This window comes from Nesterenkonia xinjiangensis (assembly GCF_013410745.1).
GTDB classification, from domain to species: domain Bacteria; phylum Actinomycetota; class Actinomycetes; order Actinomycetales; family Micrococcaceae; genus Nesterenkonia; species Nesterenkonia xinjiangensis.
In genome coordinates this window covers 2,185,342-2,204,150 of record NZ_JACCFY010000001.1, presented here as the reverse complement: position 1 = coordinate 2,204,150, position 18,809 = coordinate 2,185,342, and the positions used below count along the sequence as shown (strand labels likewise).

At 69.3% G+C, this 18,809-nt stretch carries 17 protein-coding genes; 6 read left to right on the top strand and 11 right to left on the bottom strand.

The genetic code is table 11. The features are described from left to right. Positions 1–287: 287 nt before the first annotated feature. Positions 288–959, top strand: coding sequence for a GerMN domain-containing protein (locus HNR09_RS09975; protein ID WP_179541897.1), 672 nt, complete (start codon positions 288–290; stop codon positions 957–959). A gap of 60 nt (positions 960–1,019) precedes the next feature. Here HNR09_RS09975 and HNR09_RS09970 read toward each other — a convergent pair whose 3' ends face one another. The 4 genes from HNR09_RS09970 to HNR09_RS09955 are packed head-to-tail and all read right to left on the bottom strand — an operon-like array spanning position 1,020 to position 6,023. Next, positions 1,020–2,489 (bottom strand): dihydrolipoamide acetyltransferase family protein, encoded by a 1,470-nt coding sequence (locus HNR09_RS09970; RefSeq protein ID WP_179541896.1) that lies wholly within the window; start codon positions 2,487–2,489, stop codon positions 1,020–1,022. A gap of 34 nt (positions 2,490–2,523) precedes the next feature. Then, complete coding sequence (locus HNR09_RS09965) at positions 2,524–3,687, bottom strand: alpha-ketoacid dehydrogenase subunit beta (RefSeq protein WP_218881917.1); 1,164 nt, start codon at positions 3,685–3,687, stop codon at positions 2,524–2,526. Positions 3,688–3,692: 5 nt separating this feature from the next. Continuing rightward, entirely contained in the window at positions 3,693–4,856 is a 1,164-nt protein-coding gene (locus HNR09_RS09960) for a thiamine pyrophosphate-dependent enzyme (protein WP_343047511.1), read from the bottom strand. Positions 4,857–4,877: 21 nt separating this feature from the next. Further along, positions 4,878–6,023 (bottom strand): histidinol-phosphate transaminase, encoded by a 1,146-nt coding sequence (locus HNR09_RS09955; protein ID WP_179541895.1) that lies wholly within the window; start codon positions 6,021–6,023, stop codon positions 4,878–4,880. Positions 6,024–6,078: 55 nt separating this feature from the next. On the opposite strand from HNR09_RS09955, the gene HNR09_RS09950 reads away from it, so the two are divergent. Beyond that, positions 6,079–6,474 (top strand): phage holin family protein, encoded by a 396-nt coding sequence (locus HNR09_RS09950; RefSeq protein ID WP_179541894.1) that lies wholly within the window; start codon positions 6,079–6,081, stop codon positions 6,472–6,474. A 31-nt stretch (positions 6,475–6,505) separates the two neighbouring features. Here the strand turns inward: HNR09_RS09950 and HNR09_RS09945 are convergent, their stop codons facing one another. Both HNR09_RS09945 and HNR09_RS09940 read right to left on the bottom strand, forming a co-directional pair. Further along, on the bottom strand, positions 6,506–8,413 hold the full coding sequence (locus tag HNR09_RS09945; RefSeq protein WP_179541893.1) for a hypothetical protein: 1,908 nt from the start codon (positions 8,411–8,413) through the stop codon (positions 6,506–6,508). Positions 8,414–8,510: 97 nt separating this feature from the next. Next, positions 8,511–8,978: a hypothetical protein gene (locus tag HNR09_RS09940; protein WP_179541892.1), complete on the bottom strand. Its 468-nt coding sequence runs from the start codon at positions 8,976–8,978 to the stop codon at positions 8,511–8,513. Positions 8,979–9,227: 249 nt separating this feature from the next. Between HNR09_RS09940 and purB the strand changes: the two genes are divergently transcribed. Beyond that, positions 9,228–10,691 (top strand): adenylosuccinate lyase, encoded by a 1,464-nt coding sequence (gene purB, locus HNR09_RS09935; protein WP_179541891.1) that lies wholly within the window; start codon positions 9,228–9,230, stop codon positions 10,689–10,691. 31 nt (positions 10,692–10,722) lie between these two features. Here purB and HNR09_RS09930 read toward each other — a convergent pair whose 3' ends face one another. Genes HNR09_RS09930 through HNR09_RS09920 form a run of 3 tightly spaced genes read right to left on the bottom strand, consistent with a single transcriptional unit; the run spans position 10,723 to position 13,410 of the window. Further along, the gene (locus HNR09_RS09930; protein ID WP_179541890.1) at positions 10,723–11,556 is read right to left on the bottom strand and encodes a glucosamine-6-phosphate deaminase; all 834 of its coding nucleotides are present in this window, start codon (positions 11,554–11,556) and stop codon (positions 10,723–10,725) included. Between the two features lie 58 nt (positions 11,557–11,614). Further along, positions 11,615–12,451 (bottom strand): ABC transporter permease, encoded by an 837-nt coding sequence (locus tag HNR09_RS09925; protein ID WP_179541889.1) that lies wholly within the window; start codon positions 12,449–12,451, stop codon positions 11,615–11,617. Next, positions 12,448–13,410, bottom strand: a complete 963-nt coding sequence (locus tag HNR09_RS09920) for an ATP-binding cassette domain-containing protein (protein ID WP_179541888.1) — start codon at positions 13,408–13,410, stop codon at positions 12,448–12,450. The genes HNR09_RS09925 and HNR09_RS09920 overlap by 4 nt, the downstream gene beginning before the upstream one ends. An 80-nt stretch (positions 13,411–13,490) precedes the next feature. On the opposite strand from HNR09_RS09920, the gene HNR09_RS09915 reads away from it, so the two are divergent. The 3 genes from HNR09_RS09915 (at position 13,491) to erm (ending at position 16,081) form a co-directional block, all read left to right on the top strand. Further along, the gene (locus HNR09_RS09915; protein WP_179541887.1) at positions 13,491–14,276 is read left to right on the top strand and encodes a TetR/AcrR family transcriptional regulator; all 786 of its coding nucleotides are present in this window, start codon (positions 13,491–13,493) and stop codon (positions 14,274–14,276) included. A gap of 199 nt (positions 14,277–14,475) precedes the next feature. Then, positions 14,476–14,904 carry a VOC family protein gene (locus tag HNR09_RS09910; RefSeq protein WP_179541886.1) on the top strand — a complete coding sequence of 143 codons (429 nt, stop codon included), beginning with the start codon at positions 14,476–14,478 and terminating at the stop codon, positions 14,902–14,904. A 355-nt stretch (positions 14,905–15,259) separates the two neighbouring features. Next, the gene (gene erm, locus HNR09_RS09905) at positions 15,260–16,081 is read left to right on the top strand and encodes a 23S ribosomal RNA methyltransferase Erm (RefSeq protein WP_179541885.1); all 822 of its coding nucleotides are present in this window, start codon (positions 15,260–15,262) and stop codon (positions 16,079–16,081) included. Positions 16,082–16,113: 32 nt separating this feature from the next. Here erm and HNR09_RS09900 read toward each other — a convergent pair whose 3' ends face one another. Together HNR09_RS09900 and rlmN are read right to left on the bottom strand one after the other, a co-directional pair. Continuing rightward, positions 16,114–17,337 carry a pyridoxal phosphate-dependent aminotransferase gene (locus tag HNR09_RS09900; RefSeq protein WP_179541884.1) on the bottom strand — a complete coding sequence of 408 codons (1,224 nt, stop codon included), beginning with the start codon at positions 17,335–17,337 and terminating at the stop codon, positions 16,114–16,116. Positions 17,338–17,465: 128 nt separating this feature from the next. After that, entirely contained in the window at positions 17,466–18,788 is a 1,323-nt protein-coding gene (gene rlmN / locus HNR09_RS09895) for a dual-specificity RNA methyltransferase RlmN (protein WP_179541883.1), read from the bottom strand. Between the last annotated feature and the right edge of the window lie 21 nt (positions 18,789–18,809).

Sequence of the window (18,809 nt, the reverse complement as noted above, 5' to 3'; positions counted from 1 at the left end):
GAAGCGTCGAGGAGACACCCCCCTCGTCTCCCGCCCGACAGAAATCGACGTCTGAGCATCCGTTCCCTCGGGCGTCGTGTTCTGCCCCGCGAGAAGGGCTGCTGACCGGCTGAGCGTCATCCCACCCCTGAGACGCACCCGGTTTCCTTCTCGCCCGCGGGCGGGGGCCATCCCCCGTTCCGGCCCCCGCCCGCCCTCCTCCGCCGGACACCTGCGTGCCTGAAGGCATCCACACGGTCGGACCCACGGATTCGCCGAACCCTGCCGCGGCTCGTATTCTGGCATCTATGACCATCCGCCGATCCCACCGCCTGTGCGGCGTCGCCGCGGCCGCGGTGCTCCTGCTCGCGGCATGCGGTGGAGACGAGGACGATTCCCCTCCGGACCCCGAGCAGGCGATCCCTGTCCCGGAGCACGAGGCCGACGACTCGGTCCGCCTGCCCATCGGGCTCGTCAGCCCCGAAGGCCACAGCGTCAACGCCCCGATCAGCGAGGACGGGCAGGTGGAGATCCAGGAGGAGGCCGGCAGCGTCCAGCAGACCGAGGTCGCCCGGACCGCCCCCTTCGGCTGTGACGACACCGTCTCGGTGATCGCCACGGTGCCGATGGTGACCGACGACCCCGCCCAGGCGGCCGTCGAGTTCCTCCTGCAGGACCAGCACTACCATCACGGGGAGCCGGCGTTCCGGAACCCGCTGGCGATCTCGGATGAACTTGAGGTCGAGACGGTGGCCGTCGACGGCGACGTCGTCACCGTGGAGCTCAGCGGCCAGCCGGCGGTGCGCAGCACCTGCGAGTCCTGGCAGATCTATACGCAGCTCGACGCCACGGCGCGGGCCGCCACCGGTGCCGACCGGTCCGAGATCCTGCTGGACGGCGAGCCGCTGACGATCAGCCTGGGCATCGACGTCGGGGAGGTCCCGGTGACCCTTCAGCGGGTCACCGAGGTCCTCCGCTGAACGTGTGCTCGGCCCCGGACGAGCAGCAGGCGACGCTGCCGCTCGGCGAGACCGCCCACCTCACTCCAGCAGCAGACCTGGCTGCTCCAGAACCGCGCCGACGTCGCTGATGAAGCGACCGGCGTGCTCTCCGTCGATGAGCCGGTGGTCGAAGGAGCCTCCGATGGTCATCACATCGCGCGGGACGATCTGCTCGTCCACCACCCAGGGCTTGCGTCGGACCGCCCCGAGGGCGACGATCGCGGCCTGACCGGGAGGCAGGATCGGCGTGCCGCCGTCGAGTCCCAGCGGGCCGATGTTGGTGATCGAGACCGTGCCACCCTGCATGTCCGCCGGGGCGGTCTTGCCGTCTCGGGCGTCCACGGTGAGCTGGGTGATCGCCGCGGCGAGCCCCTTGGTGCTGTAGGTCTGGGCATCATGGATGACCGGCACCATGAGTCCGCGCGGAGTCGCCGCCGCGATGCCCAGGTTCACGTAGTTGCGCACTGTGAAGTAGGTGTCATGCCAGGTGGCGTTGACCTGCGGGTTGCGGCGTGCCGCCCAGATGATCGCCTTGGCGGCGAACAGGAGAGGCGAGACGCTCAGACCCTCATAGCTGGGGTCCTTCTTCAGCACCGTGCGCAGCTCCATGGTGCGGGTGACGTCGATCTCCTTGAACACGGAGACGTGCGGGATCTGCGAGGCCGAGGCGCTCACGTTGGCCGCCGTGGCCTTCCGGACGCCGCGGACCTGCACATCCTCATCACGTGGGCCTTCCCGCAGCAGCCCGGTGAAGGGCGGCTCCGCCGGGGTCGACGGCGGCGGGGCCTTCTCGCCGTTCTTCTGGCGCGCGCGACGTTCGACGTCGTCGCGGGTGATCTTCCCGTTGCCGCCTGAACCGACCAGCTCCCAGACTGCGACGCCGAGACGCTTGGCCAGTGCCCGCACCGGCGGGCTGGCCTTGGCGACCAGGTCCCCGATGTCGGGTGCACCGGTGCTCGACGCCGGAGCGGGGACGGTGTCGGTGAGGCCCAGGTCTGTGACGTCGACCAGGTCCGGGGCGGTGGACCTGGTCCGTGGCCGGCGCCGGGCGGAGTCGGCCTTCGGGCCGGAACCCACCAGAGCGTCCTCCCCGCCGGCCTTCTTCTGGTCTTTCCGCGCGTCCTTCTGTGGGGTCCGTTGCGGGGCCGTCGGGGCGGTGTCCGAGGTGACCTCCTGCGCGGGGTCCGGACCCTTCGCGTCTCCGGAGCCCGAGCCACCCTGCTCCGTGCCCGGGCTCTCCGCGCCGCCGTCGGAGGATTCTGCGCCGGAGCCCGCCGCGGTGATGCGGATCAGCGGACTGCCCACCTCGATGGTCTCGCCCTCCTCTGCGACGAGCTCCTCGACCTGCCCCGCATACGGGATGGGAAGCTCCACCAGGGACTTGGCAGTCTCGATCTCGACGACGATGTCGTTGACCTCGACCGTGTCCCCCACTGCCACCCTCCAGGAGACGATCTCGGCCTCGGTGAGGCCCTCGCCGACGTCAGGCAGGTTGAAGGTGTCGACCATGCTCAGTCTCTCCTCGAATCTCAGGGGTCCAGGATCAGCGGCGCGGGTAGCTGAAGCTGCGATCCACAGCCTCCAGCATGCGGTCGATGTCCGGCAGGTAACGGTGCTCCTGCTGCGAGGGCGGATACGGCATGTGGAAGCCTCCGACTCGGAGGACCGGCGCGGCCAGCCGGTGGTGCGCCCGTTCACCGACCCGGGCGGCGATCTCTGCGCCGAAGCCGCCGAAGGTGGGCGCCTCGTGCGCGACGACGAGCCGCTGGGTCTTCGCCGCGGATCGTGCGATGGTCTCATCATCGAGCGGGCTGATCGATCGGACGTCGACCACCTCGATGCTTCTGCCGTCCTCTGCGGCGACCTGCGCCGCAGCCAACGCCACCGGCACCAGCGGCCCGTAGCAGGCGATGGTCGCATCGGTCCCCTCACGCACCACCTGCGCGGTGAAGGCGTCCTGGGCCGGGGTGGAGAAGTCCACGAGGCCCTTGAGCCAATAGCGCCGCTTCGGCTCGAGGATGATCACCGGGTCGTCGCACCGGATGGCCTGGCGGGTCATCCAGTAGGCGTCGTGGGCGTTGGAGGGGGTGATCACCCGCAGTCCGGCCGTGTGCGCGAACAGCGCCTCCGGGGACTCCGAATGGTGCTCGATGGAACCGATGGAACCCCCGTAGGGCAGGCGGATGGTGAGCGGAGCCGCAACCTTCCCCAGGGTCCTGCTTCGGATCTTGGCCAGCTGGGTGGTGATCTGGTTGAACGCAGGGAAGACGAATCCGTCGAACTGGATCTCCACCACTGGGCGGTAGCCGCGCATGGCCATACCGATGGAGGTGCCGATGATGCCCGACTCAGCCAGCGGGGAGTCGACGACCCGCTGCGGGCCGAACTCCTTCTGCAGGCCCTCAGTGACGCGGAATACGCCGCCCAGGGCGCCGATGTCCTCCCCGATCAGCAGGGTCTTGGCATCCTCGGTGAGCTCGTCGCGCAGGGCGGCGTTGATCGCCTTGGCGAGCACGAGCTCACGGGGAGGCGCCGGCTGCTCGCCGGTGTCGGCACCGTGATCAGCCGTCTCCTCCTCCCCGGGCGGGACGGCGACGTCGGGAGATGCCGGAGTGGACTCGGCGGCACGCCCGCCGCGAGATCCGTGCCGTGAGCTGCGGGGCGAGGCCGGGTGGGAGTCCGCCCGGCGGGCCTGTCCATGGTTCATCAATGTCATCGAGCCCCACCCTCTCCACGGGCCGGCGCGCCGTCCTCGGCGAACCCGGCTTCGTACTCCTTCAACCATGACTTGTCGGTCTCGACCTGACGGTGCGGCTCCGCGTAGACGGCGTCCATGGCTTCCTCCAGCGGAAGCGGCTCCAGCTCCTGAACGGCGCGGCGCAGGTCGGCGGCGACGTCAGCGGCCTCCTGGTCCACCTCGGAGAAGTAGGTCTCATCGGCATGGCCCGCGGCCTGCAGCCACCGTCGATAGCGCTCGATCGGGTCCTTGGCCTTCCAGGACTCGACCTCCTCCGAGCTGCGGTACTTGCTCGGGTCGTCCGCCGTGGTGTGGGCGCCCATGCGGTAGGTGATCGATTCGATGAGCTTCGGACCGCCCTGACGCACCTGGCCGCCCAGGTGGGCGGCGACCGCGTAGCTGGCCAGCACATCGTTGCCGTCCACCTGCACGCCCTCGAAGCCATAGCCTGCGGCCCGGTCGGCCAGCGGCCCCCGGGACTGGGTCGAGGCGGGCACGGAGATCGCCCAGTGGTTGTTCTGGATGAAGTAGAGCACCGGCAGCTCGTAGGAGCTGGCGAAGACCATGGACTCGTGGACATCGCCCTGGCTGCTGGCGCCGTCGCCGAGGCAGGCCAGGACGAGTTCGTCCGCGCCGTGACCCTGATCGGTGCCCCCGGCCGCGACGTCGCGCTGGATGCCCATCGCCCAGCCGACGGCATGCAACGTCTGGGCCCCGAGCACCACCATGTAGGTGTTCATCGCGTGGTCGTGGGGGTTCCACCCGCTGTGAGCGGTGGCGCGGAAGAGCTGGATGAGCTCGTCCGGGCGGATGCCGCGGTGGAGGGCCATGACATGTTCCCGGTAGGTCGGGAAGATCATGTCCGTGGACCTCAGCGCAGAGACGGTCCCGGCCTGGGCGGCCTCCTGCCCGAGGGCAGGCACCCACAGGGCGAGCTGGCCCTGGCGCTGGAGTGAGGTGGCCTCGGCGTCCATGCGCCGCTCCGTGGCCATGAGTCGATACAGATCGCGCAGGTCCTGCTCGCCGAGCTGGGAGATGTACGGGCTGTACACCTCGTGCTCGGCAAGAGTTCCGTCGGGCGCGAGCAGCTGGATGGGCTGCACGGCGTGCTCCTCTCCGGTGGCGTCAGGGTGGGCCACCGTTCATTCTGTCAGCTGCCGTCAGCTCTTCCGTGTGTAGGTCCTACACAACTCGATGAGCCGATCGTTGGCTTCGGATTCGCCGATGCTGACTCGTACACCGTCACCGTCGAAGGCCCGCACGGCGAGGGCACGGAGCCCGGCCTCGTGGGCGAAGTCGCCTGCGTGGTCCCGCAACGGCAGCCATATGAAGTTGCCCTGCGCGTCCGGAACGTTCCACTCAGCCTCGAGCAGGGCGTCCCGGACTCTTTGTCGTTCTTGTACAAGATTCTGCACCCTGGCGGTCACCTCGTCCAGGGCTCTGAGCGAAGCGATCGCCGCGACCTCTCCGAGAGTGGAGACGCCGAAGGGCACCGCCACCTTGCGCAGATGCTGGGTGACCTCCTGCGAGGCGATGGAGTAGCCGACCCGCAGCGCCGCCAGCCCGTGGGCCTTGGAGAAGGTGCGCAGCACCACGACATTGGGGCGCTCGCGGTAGAGCGCGAGGGTGTCGACCGGATCGTCGATGCGCAAGAACTCCTGGTAGGCCTCGTCGATCACGACGACGACGTCGCGCGGAACCTGGGCCAGGAAGTCGACCACCTCCTGATGCCTCAGCGCCGGGCCGGTCGGGTTGTTGGGGGTGCACAGCAGGATCACCCGTGTGCGGTCGGTGATGGCGGCGAGCATCGCGGGGAGGTCGTGCCGGCCGTCCTCGGTGACGGGGACGGCCACGTCCCGCGCCCCGGCCGTGCGCACGACGATCGGGTAGGCCTCGAAGGACCGCCAGGCGTAGAGCACCTCATCGGCCGCTCCGTCGGGGCCGGTGCCCGCGAAGGCGTTGATGATCTGGGTGAGGGCGCCGAGGCTCCCGGTGCCCGTGACGATGTCTTCCTCCGGCACCTCGAGAGTCTCGGCGAGCACGGCCCGCAGCGCCTCGGCGCCCGGGTTCGGGTATCGATGGACGGTGTCCACCTCTGCGAGCGCCTGCTCCACCGCGGGCACGGGGCCCAGCGGGTTCTCGTTGGAGGAGAGCTTGTAGGGCGTGAGGCCCTCGGCCGGGCGAGGGGGCTTCCCCGCGGCATAGACCGGGAGCAGTGACAGCGCGGGACGCGGAGTGACCGAGCCCGCGACGCTGCGGGTCAGCCCGTGAGCCGCACGGGCGGCGTCGTGGTCAGTGGTGCTCATGGATGGCATGGTCCTCTCAGGGTTCTCTCATCTCTGTCATGAGATGATCGTCCTCGTGAGAATCCTACTGGCGATCGTGCTCAATGCCTGCGCTCTGGGCGCAGCAGCTCTCCTCCTGCCCGGAATCGGTGTCCAGGGCGTCGGAGACGAGATCGGAATGACCTTGCTGGCCTACCTGTTCGTCGGCGCGGTCTTCGGCATCATCAACGCCGTGATCAAACCGGTCCTCTCCCTGCTCGCGATGCCGATCACCTGCCTGACCCTCGGCCTGTTCGCGGTGGTCATCAACGCGGCGATGCTCATGCTCACCGCCTGGGTCACCTCCTTCTTCCCGATGAGCTTCGTGGTGGACTCCTTCTTCTGGGATGCCATCCTCGGCGCCGTCATCGTCGCGGTGGTCTCTGCCCTGCTGAACCGTTTTCTGATGACACCGGCCGCTCGACCGGCCTGACGCCGCTGCGGGCCCTGCTCACCGGCCCTGCTCACCGGCTCTGCGCCCCGTGGGCATGAACCGGCATCTCCACCTCCGCCCACGGGCTCCCCGGGGTGTCCAGGTTCGGGGTGTCGAGATTCGGGGTGTCGAGATTCGGGGTGTCGAGATCCGGATGGCCCGGTCCCCGCACGCGCGGCCCCATGACACCTGAAGGCAGCGGCTGAGCCTCCCGCCCCGGCCTGCCCTCCTGCCCCGACCTGTCCTCCTGCCCAGGGGTGCTCTCCTGTGCCGTGGTGGTCTCCTGCGCCAGAGGACTTCTCACCTCGTGCGCGCCCTCGGCCGCCGTGACTTCCGGCGCCTTCCCGGTGGAGCCGGCCTCAGCAGCCGTCGGAGGATAGACTGAGGTCAGCGGCCCGAACACGTCCCCGATGCGTGACATGCCCAGGCCGTCCAGGGATTCCTGCATGATCTCTTCGAGATCGGGCTCCTCCCAGAACTCCTTCTGGAAGGGGTGGTGCACCTCGTGATCTGGGTCCTCCTTCCACCCGGTCTCGAAGACGACGGTCTCCGCCTCGCCGTCGTAGAGCGCCGCGAAGTCACGCAGGAGCGTGTCACCGTCTTCGCCGAGATGCTCCTCCGGGTCCGCCTCGAGCTCCTCGACGATGTCCAGGTAGTGCTCATAGGAATGGGCATCGCCGAACAGGGACAGGCCCTCGAGGTCGAGATCCTCGTTGTGGTGGGCGACATCGATCACCTGTCGGTTCACTCCGGTGCCCTGGTGCTCCCCGAGGATGTGCGGGACGGGATCACGGCGATCCTGGATGTGGGTCGTGGAGGTCTGCGTCCCCGGAGGGTAGCTCCCCTGCTGCCCCGGGGCCCCGAGGCTCGTGGCGGCGAGCAGGTTGTACTTCTGCCCCAGCCGGCCGTTGCGCACCACATTGGACGCGCCGATCCCGCCCAGGCTGTAGCCGGAGAGGGCGACGGCGTCCCCCTCCTCGGCTCCGACGGCCTGCAGCGCCTGGTCCACCGCCTCGCTGACCTGCTCGGCGTCGTTGAACACGGCGTCGACCAGCCCCAGATAACCCCGCCCATCCTCGCGGTTCATGTCTGTCACATCCATGTCCAGACCCGGAAGGTGGACCAGATACGTGGTGCCGCCGTCGTCGTCGGCGACCGAGGTGACAGCCAGGTCGCCCTGCGACGGGACCTCCTGCATCTGCGCGTACCAGGAATGCAGGGTGCCGTCTCCTTCATGGATGAACCGGCCGGTCTCACCACGCAGCTCCAGCAGGTGCCGGTCCATCTCGTAGGTGCTCAGGCCGTCGTTCTCCTTCAGCGCCTCGATCGCCAGGAAGCCGGTGCTCGAGGCCCGATCCCAGGCCTTGCCGAGCCCCTGCCTGCCCGCACCCCCGAGACCTGAACGACCCCGGGAGAGCGTGAGCATCAGCACCCGCATCGCTTCCCTGCCGCCCAGCACCCCGACGCTGCGCGCCCAGTCGCCGACCAGCCCGGTGTCCCCCTGGACTCCCTGCCCCACGACGTAGGGGGTCTCCTCGAGGAGGCGCGCGAGCTGCAGCCAGCGACGGACCAGCGACTCCGCGTCACGGTACGCGTCATGGCATGTCTGGACCCCGTGCAGATAGGCCTGGACCATCTCGCCGACGAGGACGATCCGGCCGGCCAGGACCACCCCACGCACGCCCAGCAGCGGGATGCGCCAATGCGGAGCCGCGGCCAGCGGGGTCATCAGCAGCGTGTTGTTGGCGGCGATGTCGGACGACTGGGCGTCGGAGATCTCGCGTGCACGGGACAGATGCGCCGCCGACTCCATGAGCGTCTCCCAGAAGACCTCCGTCCAGGTCGGACCGCCCGTGACCTGGGTGGTGAATGATCCGGGGTGGGTCGGCCCCGGAACAAGCGGTCCGGTGATCGTGGGCTTCAGGGACGAGGGATCCATGGTGACTCCTGAGGGACGGTGGTCGGACCAGACAGGTCCGGGCGAGGAGACAGGTGCAGCCGATGACATTCTGCGGCGAGCTGTGGTGCGGCAGGTCTCAGTCCGAATGCAGGACCTCGGAGACGGCCTCCCGGAGGCCGGCGGGCAGGCCTCCGTAGTCCTGGATGAAGCTCACCAGGGAGGTGACGTCCTCGACCGCAGCACGCGCCCGCCGCAGCAGGATCTCCCCCGCCGCGCCTGCCACATCGGCACCGGTGATCACCTCCAGGACGGCCGCGAGGCTGCGGCCCACCTGAGCCCACTCACGAAGGGCCCCCGCGATGGCGGTGGCCTCACCGGCCAGGGCGGCGGCCTCCTCCTGGACCGCGGTGCTGTCGCTCACCAGGAGGTCCAGCACCGCCCGAAACGCGTCCCCCGCCTGGGAGTTCCACTGCACGACGTCGCGTGCCAGGACCAGTTGGGCGCGATGACCGGTGCCCTGGTCTGCGGCGCGCTGGTATCTCACGGCCACGCCGTCGTAGATCGCGGCGGTGCGGTCCAGGTGTGCGGCGGCTGCGCTGAACACGGAAGCTCCTCGGGGCAGGGCAGCCGACGCGGCGGCAGAGCGGACGGCCCCCAGGGGCGGGACGCTCCGCCGATGACGGCGACCACGGTGATGACCACGGTGATGGCTCCGACGCTATGCTCCTGCCCGGCTCCTCGCTCGCTACGGAGAACCTCTGTGGACAGTCCGGGCATGTCACGGTCTGGACGGGCTCTCTGTGGAGGAACAGCTCCTGCACCGGGGTGCGCGAGTCGTGGAAGAATGTCAGCCATGGCCAACTCTGTCTCCTTCCCTGCCGTGTCCACGCCACTGTCCGCTCACCAGGACCGCGTCAGCCTCGCGGCGGCTGAGCCGCAGATCGCACTCGGCGCCCTCGACGGCCGCTACCGCTCCGCCGTCGCGCCGCTGATCGACCACCTCTCCGAGGCTGCGCTGAACCGCAACCGCATCCATGTGGAGGTGGAGTGGTTCATTCATCTCTGCGCCGAGCAGGCGCTGGAGGGGCTGCCGAGCCTGAGCGAGGAGCAGGTCGCCGGACTGCGCGGCATCGTCACGGGCTTCGGTCCGGAGGAGGTGGCCGAGCTGGCCGCCATCGAGGCCGAGACTGTCCACGACGTCAAGGCCGTGGAGTACTTCATCGCCCGTCGGCTGGACGCCCTCGGCCTGGCCGAGCTGACACCTCTGGTGCATTTCGCCTGCACCAGCGAGGACATCAACAACCTCAGCTACGCGGTGGGCATCCGTGACGCCGTCGAGCAGGTGTGGCTGCCGGCCGCGCGCACGGCCCTGAAGGGCCTGGGCGACCTGGCCGCCGAGGCCGCCGAGGTGCCGATGCTCTCCCGCACCCACGGTCAGCCCGCCACTCCGAGCACGCTGGGCAAGGAGATCGCCGTCTTCGTCCACCGGCTGACCCGGCAGCTCCGCCGCGTGGAGGCTCAGGAGCACCTGGGCAAGATCAACGGCGCCACCGGCACCTACGCCGCGCACCTGGCCGCCGCCCCCGGTCTCGACTGGCCCGCGCTGGCCCAGCGCTTCGTGGAGAAGCTGGGCCTCACGTTCAACCCGCTGACCACCCAGATCGAGTCCCATGACTGGCAGGCCGAGCTCTACGCGGACATCGCCCGGTTCAACCGCATCCTGCACGGTCTGTGTGTGGACATCTGGTCCTACATCTCCATCGGGTTCTTCCGCCAGATCCCCGTCGCCGGCGCCACAGGCTCGTCGACGATGCCGCACAAGGTGAACCCGATCCGCTTCGAGAACGCCGAGGCCAACCTGGAGATCTCCAACGCGCTCCTCGACTCGCTGGGCGCCACGCTCGTGGAGTCGCGGTGGCAGCGGGACCTCACCGACTCCTCCGGGCAGCGCAACATCGGCACCAGCATCGGCCACTCGGTGCTCGCGCTGAGCAATGTGACCAAGGGGCTCACGCAGCTCGCCGTCGCCGAGGAGACCATCGCCGCCGACCTCGACGCCAACTGGGAGGTGCTCGGCGAGGCCATCCAGACCGTGATGCGGGCCGAGGCCATCGCCGGCACCGAGGGCATGGCGAACCCCTACGAGAGGCTCAAGGAGCTGACCCGCGGGCGTCGCGTGGACGCCGAGAAGCTCGAGGAGTTCGTCACCGGGCTCGGCCTGAGCCCTGCCGCGGAGGCGCGCCTGAAGGAGCTCACCCCTGCCCAGTACACGGGTCTGGCGGCCCAGCTGGCACGGGAGTTCGCCGCCACGAGCTGACACCGCCGTGGACGCCGGCCGTCCCGGACGATCAGTCCTGGTCGGGCAGCAGGTCGTGCTCCTGGACATGCCGGTAGTAGTCCAGATGCTCCAGCTGCGAGGCGGCCGCCTCGTCGAGCAGCACGACGGCGTCCTGATGCCATTGGATGATCGAAGCCGGGCACATGCTGGTCAGCGGCCCCTCCACCGCGCGGGCCACCGCCGGAGCCTTGTGCTCCCCGTAAGCGACCAGCAGCAGCTCGGAGGCCTCCATGATGGTGCCAAGCCCCTGGGTGACGCAGTGCAGCGGCACCTGCTCCTCCGAGGCGAAGAAGCGGGCGTTGTCCCGCCGAGTCTGCGGGGCGAGCGTCTTGACCCGCGTGCGGGAGCTGAACGAGGATGACGGCTCGTTGAACCCCAGATGGCCGGTCGCACCGATGCCGAGGATCTGCAGGTCCACTCCCCCGGCCTCGGCGATCAGCTGCTCGTACTCACGGCAGGCCTTCTCCAGGTCCCCCGCCGTGCCGTCCGGGACATGCACCCGCGCGGGGTCCAGCCCGAGCTTCTCGGTGACCTCCCCCCGGATGACGGCGTGGTAGCTCTCAGGCCGGTCCGGGGAGATCCCGACATACTCGTCCAGAGCGAAGGCCGTCAGGCTCCTCAGACTCGCCTCTGCCCGTGCATCCTTATCTGACTCGGGGTCCGCACGAACGTTCCTGCCTCCCGAGCGTGGAAGGCGCAGAGCGAGTGCGTCGTAGACCGGCAGCGGGGAGGATCCGGTGGCCACGCCCAGAACCCGCAGTCGACGGTCGGCGAGCCGGCGCATGATGTGGCCTGCGGCCCACACGCCGATGGCCGCGGAGTCGGGAAGGATCATGATCTGCACGGGTCCATCCTCGCTGAGTCGCACCCCGTTGTGCAGGGCTCGCCTCCCGGACCGATCCTCAGCGCGCGACCTTCCGTGGGAAGACCACCGCCGTCATCCACACCGAGAGGACGATGAAGCCGATGCACCACAGTGTCCCGATCCACCAGTCCGAGCCGACCTCGCCCCCGGTGATCAGAGCCCGGGAAGCGTCGATGATCGGCGTCATCGGCTGGTGCCCGGCGAATCCCTGGAGCCAGCTCGGCATGGACTCCACCGGAGCGAAGCCGCTGGAGACGTAGGGAAGGAACAACAGGATGAAGCCGTAGCCGTTGGCCGCCTCCGCGGACCCGGAGACCAGCCCCAGCAGGGCGAAGACGCAGGTGATCACCAGGATCCACATCGCGATGAGACCGACCGCTGCCACCAGCTCCAGCGCGCTCGCCTCCGTGCGGAACCCCAGCGCGAACGCCAGCAGGAGCACCACGGAGGTGGCGAGCAGGTTCCGGACCATCGAGGAGACCGTGTGCCCTAGCAGCACGCTCACCGCGGGAAAGGGCATGGTCCGCAGCCGGTCCATGAAACCGGTGGTGACGTCGTTGCTGACGACGACGGCAGTGTAGGAGGCGCCGAATCCGGCGGTGGTCAGGGCGATCGCGGGCAGTACGAAGGCCAGATAGTCGGCGCGGGTGCCATCACCGACCGCCATCGACTCGCCCAGCACGAAGGTGAAGACGAGCATCAGCATCACCGGCAGCAGCACGGCCATCAGCACGGATTCGGCGTCGCGGAAAGAATGCCGCAGGCTGCGCAGGGTGAACAGGCCGATGCTGCTGAGCAGCCCGGCACCGGGTGCGCCGCCGTCATCGTCTGGGAGCGGAGCCGTGCGGTGCCGCTCCTGAGTCAGCGTGGTCATGCCGGAACCTCCTCATGGTGGGGGTGGTGCGCCGTGTCGGCACCGCCGCCGGGCCGGTCGTCGGCACCGGTGAGCTGGAGGAAGACCTCATCGAGGGTGGGACGACGGACGGTGACGCGCAGCTCCGGCCGACGGGCCGCGACCTCCCGAAGGGTTCGGGCGACGTCGTCGACCTCCCCGCCGGTGGGGATCTCCTCCAGGACGTGGCCGGCGGCGTCGCGCAGTTCGATGGTGGAGCCGCCGACGCGGGCCTTCAGCTGCTCGGCGGTGCCGCCGGCGACGATCTTCCCGGCGTGCAGGACCACGATCTGATCGGCCAGCACATCAGCCTCCTCCAGATACTGGGTGGTGAGGAACACCGATGTGCCCTGCTCCGCGAGCGCTGTGATCTCATCCCACAGGGCCTGCCGGCTGCGCGTGTCCAGGCCGGTGGTGGGCTCGTCCAGGAACATCAGCCGCGGTTCGGGGATGAGGCCGGCCGCGATGTCCAGTTTGCGGCGCATCCCTCCGGAGTAGGTGCTGGCCCGACGCCCTGCGGCTTCGGTGAGCTCGAATCGGGCCAGCAGGGCCTCGGCGCGGGCCCTGGCCCGGTCCTTCCTCAGCCCGAAGAGCCGGCCCATGAGCAGCATGTTCTCCCAACCGGTCAGGCTCTCGTCGACGGCGGCGTGCTGACCGGTCAGTGAGATGAGCCGCTGGATCCGGCGGCGGTCTGTGGCGGGGTCGAGGCCGAGCACACGGACCTGGCCGGCGTCGTGTGGGATGAGGGTGGACAGGATGTTGACCAAGGTGGTCTTGCCGGCGCCGTTCGGGCCCAGCAGTGCGTGGACTCCCGGCCGGAGGGTGAGGTCCAACCCGTCCAGGATCCGCTGCCGCCCGTAGTTCTTGGTCAGCCCGGAGATCTGGATCAGCGGTGTCGTGCTGTCAGGGGGCGCTTCATGAGGGTGTTCCGTGTATCGCATATACCGAGTATGCCATACACAGTGTAGTCCGTACACAGTCATGCCTGGGTCGCGCGCCGTCCAGGTGAGAGAATGCGCGCATGGCCGACACCACAGAGACCGGGCTCCCCCGCGCCGTCGCCGTGGCCTGGGGGATGCAGGAGACGCCCCAGCGCGGCCCCAGTCGCGGACTGAGCCACGAGCGGATCGTCGCCGCCGCGATGGAGATCGCCGACGCCGACGGGCTGAGTGCGGTCACCATGCAGGCCGTGGCGAAATCCCTGGGGTTCACCACGATGTCGCTCTACCGCTATGTCTCCGGCAAGGATGAGCTGCTGCGCCTGATGGGTGACGCCGGTGCGCAGCTGCCCGAGAAGGTCCGCCTCTCCCCCGACTGGCGGCAGGCGCTGCGCCAGTGGGCCTCGCTCCTCCGGGAAGCGTGGCGAACCCACTCCTGGCTGCTCGAGATCCCCCGAGGGCAGGCCTCGGTGCTCATGCCCAACTCCGTGCGTATAGCTGACCTCGGCCTCGCCGCCATGGTGTCCCTGCCGCTGAGCCGGGATGAGAAGATCGGCATCATCCTGGTGGTCTCCCAGCATGTCGCCTCCATGGTGGAGCTGGAGCTCTCGCTGGCCGACGAAGGTGAGCTGCGGGTCTCCGAGGAGGGTGTCGATCAGCTGCGCGAGGTCATCACCGAGAAGCGCTTCCCTCATGTGGCCCCGCTCGTGCAGACGGGAGAGTACGTCCCCGGCGCCGCCCCGCCGCCCGGACCCGGGGACGCCGCGGAGGCCCCGGCGGAGGACGTGGAGGCCGAGTACGACTTCGGCCTGGACCTGCTCATCGCTGGACTCGAGATCCGCATCCAGGCGGCCAGCAGCACCTCCTGACTCCCCTGAGCCCTTCGGGCACGAAGGCTTCCCCTGGGGTGAGCAGGAGGAGCACGATGGGCGACGTCGACCCGCTCACGTCCCTCGGCACGCCATCCGGACCTCGGCCCGGCAGGCGCCCGCCTACGTCGGGCGTCCGACACCCACCCATCATCTGGCGCGCCCGCCGACAGGGCGCCACCTCGTGGAAGGCATCAACATGGCCGTCGCTCTGACCCCCTACCTTCAACTCCCCGGCACGGCCCGGGAGGCGCTCGAGCTGTACCACTCGATCCTCGGCGGCGAGCTGAGCACCCTGACCTATGCCGAGGGCATGGGTGCCGAGGACGACACCAAGGACCACATCATGCACGGCTCGCTGTTCGTGGACCGCGGACTGCACGTGATGGCCGCGGACCTGCCGCCCGGGATGCAGAGCAACGGGCTGGGCACCCTCGCGCTGAGCGTGGGCGAGCCCGACGCCGCCGAGAACACCCGGCTCGAACGGTGGTGGACCGGGCTCAGCGAGCACTCCGAGGTGCTCATGCCGTTGGAGGCCGCGCCCTGGGGAGACCGGTTCGGGATGCTGAAGGACCGCTTCGGCGTCACCTGGATGTTCAACACCGCAGAGACCGCCTCCCAAGGCTGAGCGGGGTGGAGCCAACGGCGGATCGCCGCAGCTGCTCCTGAGCACTGACGCTCTGCTATTCTCATGCCCATGGGTTCCTTCAACGCCATCTACATCATCGCCGTGGCCCGTCCCCGTACGGGCTCAGCGGCGATGAGCAGCTGACCCCTCGAGATGTCGGCGCGATCTTCTCGCGCCCGGCGCTGATCTGAGCGCCGCCTCCCTCGAGGTTCTCTCCTCCCGCCGGATCACCGGTGATCTCCGCCTGCCCGCGCGCACGCGCACCCACTGTGGGCACCGTCGCGACCAGGCCGCCGACTCCTGCGATCCCGCGCCGAGCAACTGTCTGCTGCTCCCGCCGCCTCAGCTGAACGTCATGCTGGGCGGCACGTCGTGCTGCCCGGGTGGTCCCTTCACCTCCCGGAGATCAACTGTGCACACCTTCACCCACGGCCGTCATGAGAACGGCCAGAACTTCCTCACCGACCCTCGCTCCATCCGCTCCGTGGTGGATCTCGTCGCCCGCACCCACGGGCCCATCCTGGAGATCGGGCCCGGCGAAGGGGCTCTGACCCTTCCGATGCAGAGATTCGGACGTCCCATCACCGCCGTCGAGATCCATCCTCGGATGGTCCGGCGCCTGCAGTCCCGTGTGGGCAGGCGCACCCGCGTGCTCGAGGGAGACTTCCTGCGGCACCGGCTGCCGCGGGAGCCGCATGTCGTCGTCGGGAACCTGCCCTTCCACCTGACCACGTCCATCCTGCGGCGTCTGCTGCATGACTCCAGCTGGGAGGAGGCGGTCCTGATCACTCAGTGGGAGGTCGCGCGGCGCCGTGCCGGCGTCGGCGGCTCCTCGATGATGACCGCCCAGTGGGCGCCGTACTACGAATTCGGCCTGGGCGGTCGGATCCCTGCCGCGGCGTACCGGCCGCGGCCCAGCGTCGACGCCGGGATCCTCACGATCTCGCGTCGCGAACGGCCGCTGATTCCCTGGAAGGACCGGAAGGGATACGCCGGATTCGTGCACGGGGCCTTCACCGCTTCGGGGCACGGGATGGGCCAGATCCTGCAGCGAGGCCTGCGGATCTCCCGCCGGGAGGTCGGCCCGCTTCTGGGATCGGCAGGGGTCCGGCGCGACGCAACGCCCTCCCATCTGACTGCGGAGCAGTGGACGGCCCTCTGGCGCCGGGCACCATGACGTGATCCGGGCGCGGAGCGTCGCGCAGCTCCTCAGCCGCGGTGGAAGGCGACGATCCGATCCAGCCCGCGGGCCACGGCCTCCGGGCCGGGTGCCAGGGAGAGACGCACCCATTCATGTCCGGCCACCGGGTCGAAGTCCGTGCCGGGGACGATCGCCACCCCGGCCTGCTCCAGGACGGCCTGGCAGTAGGCCTGGGCGTCCCGGAACTGCGCGAGGTGCTCGCCGATGTGCGCATACACATAGAACGCCCCGTCGGCGGGCGCCACCTCGCCCCAGCCGAGCTCCGGCAGCCGGTCCAGCACCTGCTGGCGAGCGGCGGCGTAATGCTCCACCTGGGAGGCGGCGAAGGCCATCGACTCCGTGCTGAACGCCTCCACGGCGGCCAGCTGCGAGCCGTGCGGCGGGCACAGCGAGACATTGCCGGCCAGCCGAGAGATCGGATCCACCAGGTGCTCGGGCAGCACCGCCCAGCCCAGCCGCCAGCCCGGCATGCCCCAGTACTTGGAGAAGGAGGACACGACGACGGCCTCATCCGTGAGCTCCAGCGCGCTCACCCCGGGGGAAGGTGGGCCGGCGGAGGCCTCGCGCGCAGCGACGGTCTCCGCTCCTGCTTCGGCATAGGTGATGCCGTGGTAGATCTCGTCGCTGATGAGCTGCACCTCCCGCTCGCGGCACCATGCCACCAGCGAGTCGAGCTCCTCACGGCCGATCATGGTGCCGGTGGGGTTCGCCGGGGAGGCCAGGATGAGTCCTGCGATCGGACCGCCCTGGGCCACCGCATCCTCAAGCAGCTCCACCGTCGGCTGGAAGCGGACCTCGGGGCCGCAGTCCAGGTCCACGACCTCGATGCCCAGGCTGGCCAGGATGTTCCGGTAGGCCGGATAGCCAGGGCGCGCGAGGGCCACCCGGTCGCCGACGTCGAAGGCCGCGAGGAAGCTCAGCATGAACGCCCCGGAGGAGCCCGTGGTGATGGCGATGCGGTCGGCATCGACCTCGGCCCCATACCAGTCCACGCAGTGGGCGGCCACTGCCTCGCGCAGCGGCCGGATGCCCAATGCTGCGCTGTAGTTCAGCACAGTGTCCTGGGCGTGGATCAGGGCGGCCGCGCGGTTGACCGCCGGCGGGGCGCCCGAGCCGGGTTCGCCGGCGGTGAGTGAGACGACGTCGCGGCCCTGCGCCCGCAGGGAGTCGATCTTCGCCAGGATGCTCATCACCTGGAAGCCGGGGACCTCGGAGCGCTGCGACGGTTTCATGCCCGCCAGCCTAACGGTCCGCAGACGACGTTGGCTCCGCGGTGTGGGCCCTTTTCGAGCGCTGTCAGCGCTGAGAAGGGCCCACACCGCGGAGCCAACGCAAGAGGTGCCGCAGTGGGAGCGGGAGGTCAGTCCTCCGAGGCGGCGAGCTGCCCGCAGGCACCGTCGATCTCCTTGCCACGGGTGTCCCGCAAGGTGGTGGGCACTCCCTTGGCCTCCAGCCGGGCGATGAACTCCCGGGTGATGTCAGGCTCTGAGGATGTCCAGATCGAACCGGGCGTGGGGTTCAACGGGATCGGGTTCACATGGACCCAGCCGCGGCCGCGGGCATTGAGCTTGTCCGCCAGCAGATCCGCGCGCCACCCGTGATCGTTCATGTCCTTGATCAGCGCGTATTCGATGGAGACCCGACGTCCGGTCTTCTCGTAGTACTCGTAGGCCGCGTCGATGGCCTCATCAGCCTTCCACCGAGAGTTCACCGGGATCAGCTCATCGCGCAGCTCGTCGTCGGGAGCGTGGAGGCTCAGCGCGAAGGTGATCGGCAGGTCCTCAGCAGCAAGCTTACGGATCGCCGGCACCAGGCCCACGGTGGAGATGGTGATGCCGCGGGCGCTCATGCCCAGCCCTTCGGGGGCGTCGTCGACCATGCGGTGGACCGCGTTCATGACCCGCTTGTAGTTGGCCAGCGGCTCTCCCATGCCCATGAAGACGATGTTGGAGACGCGCTGAGGGCCGGTGCGTTCGACTTCCCCGGCAAACTCGGCCTCCTCGCCCAGTCCGGCGTGGTCGGCCTCCTCGGCGATCTCTGCCGCGGTGGGGGCATCCAGCTCCCCAGCGACGATCGCGCGATTGGCCTGGACGATCTGGTCGACGATCTCGCCGGTGGACATATTGCGAGTCAGACCGTTCTGGCCGGTGGCGCAGAACGGACAGTTCATCCCGCAGCCGCACTGGGAGGAGATGCACAGGGTGATGCGGTTGCGGTACCGCATGAGCACCGACTCGACCAGGGCACCGTCGAAGAGCCGCCACAGGAACTTGATGGTGGCGCCGTCATCGGTGCGCAGCCGCCGGACCTCGGTGAGCAGCGGGGGCAGGAACTCGTTGACCAGCTCATCGCGGGTGCCGGCCGGCAGGTCGGTCATCTGCGCCGGGTCCGAGGTGTAGTGCTGGAAGTAATGCACGGAGAGCTGCTTGGCGCGGAAGCCGGGATAGCCGAGCTCCTTGGCCCGCTGGATGCGTTCCGGCAGGGTCATGTCGGCCAGGTGCTGCGGCGGCTGCTTGACCCGCTTGGACTGGGCGAACTGCAGCTGGGGACGGCCGTCAGGGCCCATCGGCTGCATCCAGCCCTCAGGCTTGGGGATGACCTGGGGACGAGCCTCGTCCTGACGGGCAGGGCTCGACTGCTCGGTGGCGCGCGGCGTCTGCGGGGTGTTCGATGAAGTCGACATCGACACCAGTGTCCCACGCCT

Bases quoted from the DNA above. Each gene is read 5' to 3' on its own strand.
- HNR09_RS09975 (WP_179541897.1), top strand. From the start codon at position 288: ATGACCATCCGCCGATCCCACCGCCTGTGCGGCGTCGCCGCGGCCGCG.
- HNR09_RS09970 (WP_179541896.1), bottom strand. From the start codon at position 2,489: ATGGTCGACACCTTCAACCTGCCTGACGTCGGCGAGGGCCTCACCGAG.
- HNR09_RS09965 (WP_218881917.1), bottom strand. From the start codon at position 3,687: ATGAACCATGGACAGGCCCGCCGGGCGGACTCCCACCCGGCCTCGCCC.
- HNR09_RS09955 (WP_179541895.1), bottom strand. From the start codon at position 6,023: ATGAGCACCACTGACCACGACGCCGCCCGTGCGGCTCACGGGCTGACC.
- HNR09_RS09945 (WP_179541893.1), bottom strand. From the start codon at position 8,413: ATGGATCCCTCGTCCCTGAAGCCCACGATCACCGGACCGCTTGTTCCG.
- purB (WP_179541891.1), top strand. From the start codon at position 9,228: ATGGCCAACTCTGTCTCCTTCCCTGCCGTGTCCACGCCACTGTCCGCT.
- HNR09_RS09925 (WP_179541889.1), bottom strand. From the start codon at position 12,451: ATGACCACGCTGACTCAGGAGCGGCACCGCACGGCTCCGCTCCCAGAC.
- HNR09_RS09920 (WP_179541888.1), bottom strand. From the start codon at position 13,410: ATGCGATACACGGAACACCCTCATGAAGCGCCCCCTGACAGCACGACA.
- HNR09_RS09915 (WP_179541887.1), top strand. From the start codon at position 13,491: ATGGCCGACACCACAGAGACCGGGCTCCCCCGCGCCGTCGCCGTGGCC.
- HNR09_RS09910 (WP_179541886.1), top strand. From the start codon at position 14,476: ATGGCCGTCGCTCTGACCCCCTACCTTCAACTCCCCGGCACGGCCCGG.
- erm (WP_179541885.1), top strand. From the start codon at position 15,260: ATGCTGGGCGGCACGTCGTGCTGCCCGGGTGGTCCCTTCACCTCCCGG.
- HNR09_RS09900 (WP_179541884.1), bottom strand. From the start codon at position 17,337: ATGAAACCGTCGCAGCGCTCCGAGGTCCCCGGCTTCCAGGTGATGAGC.
- rlmN (WP_179541883.1), bottom strand. From the start codon at position 18,788: ATGTCGACTTCATCGAACACCCCGCAGACGCCGCGCGCCACCGAGCAG.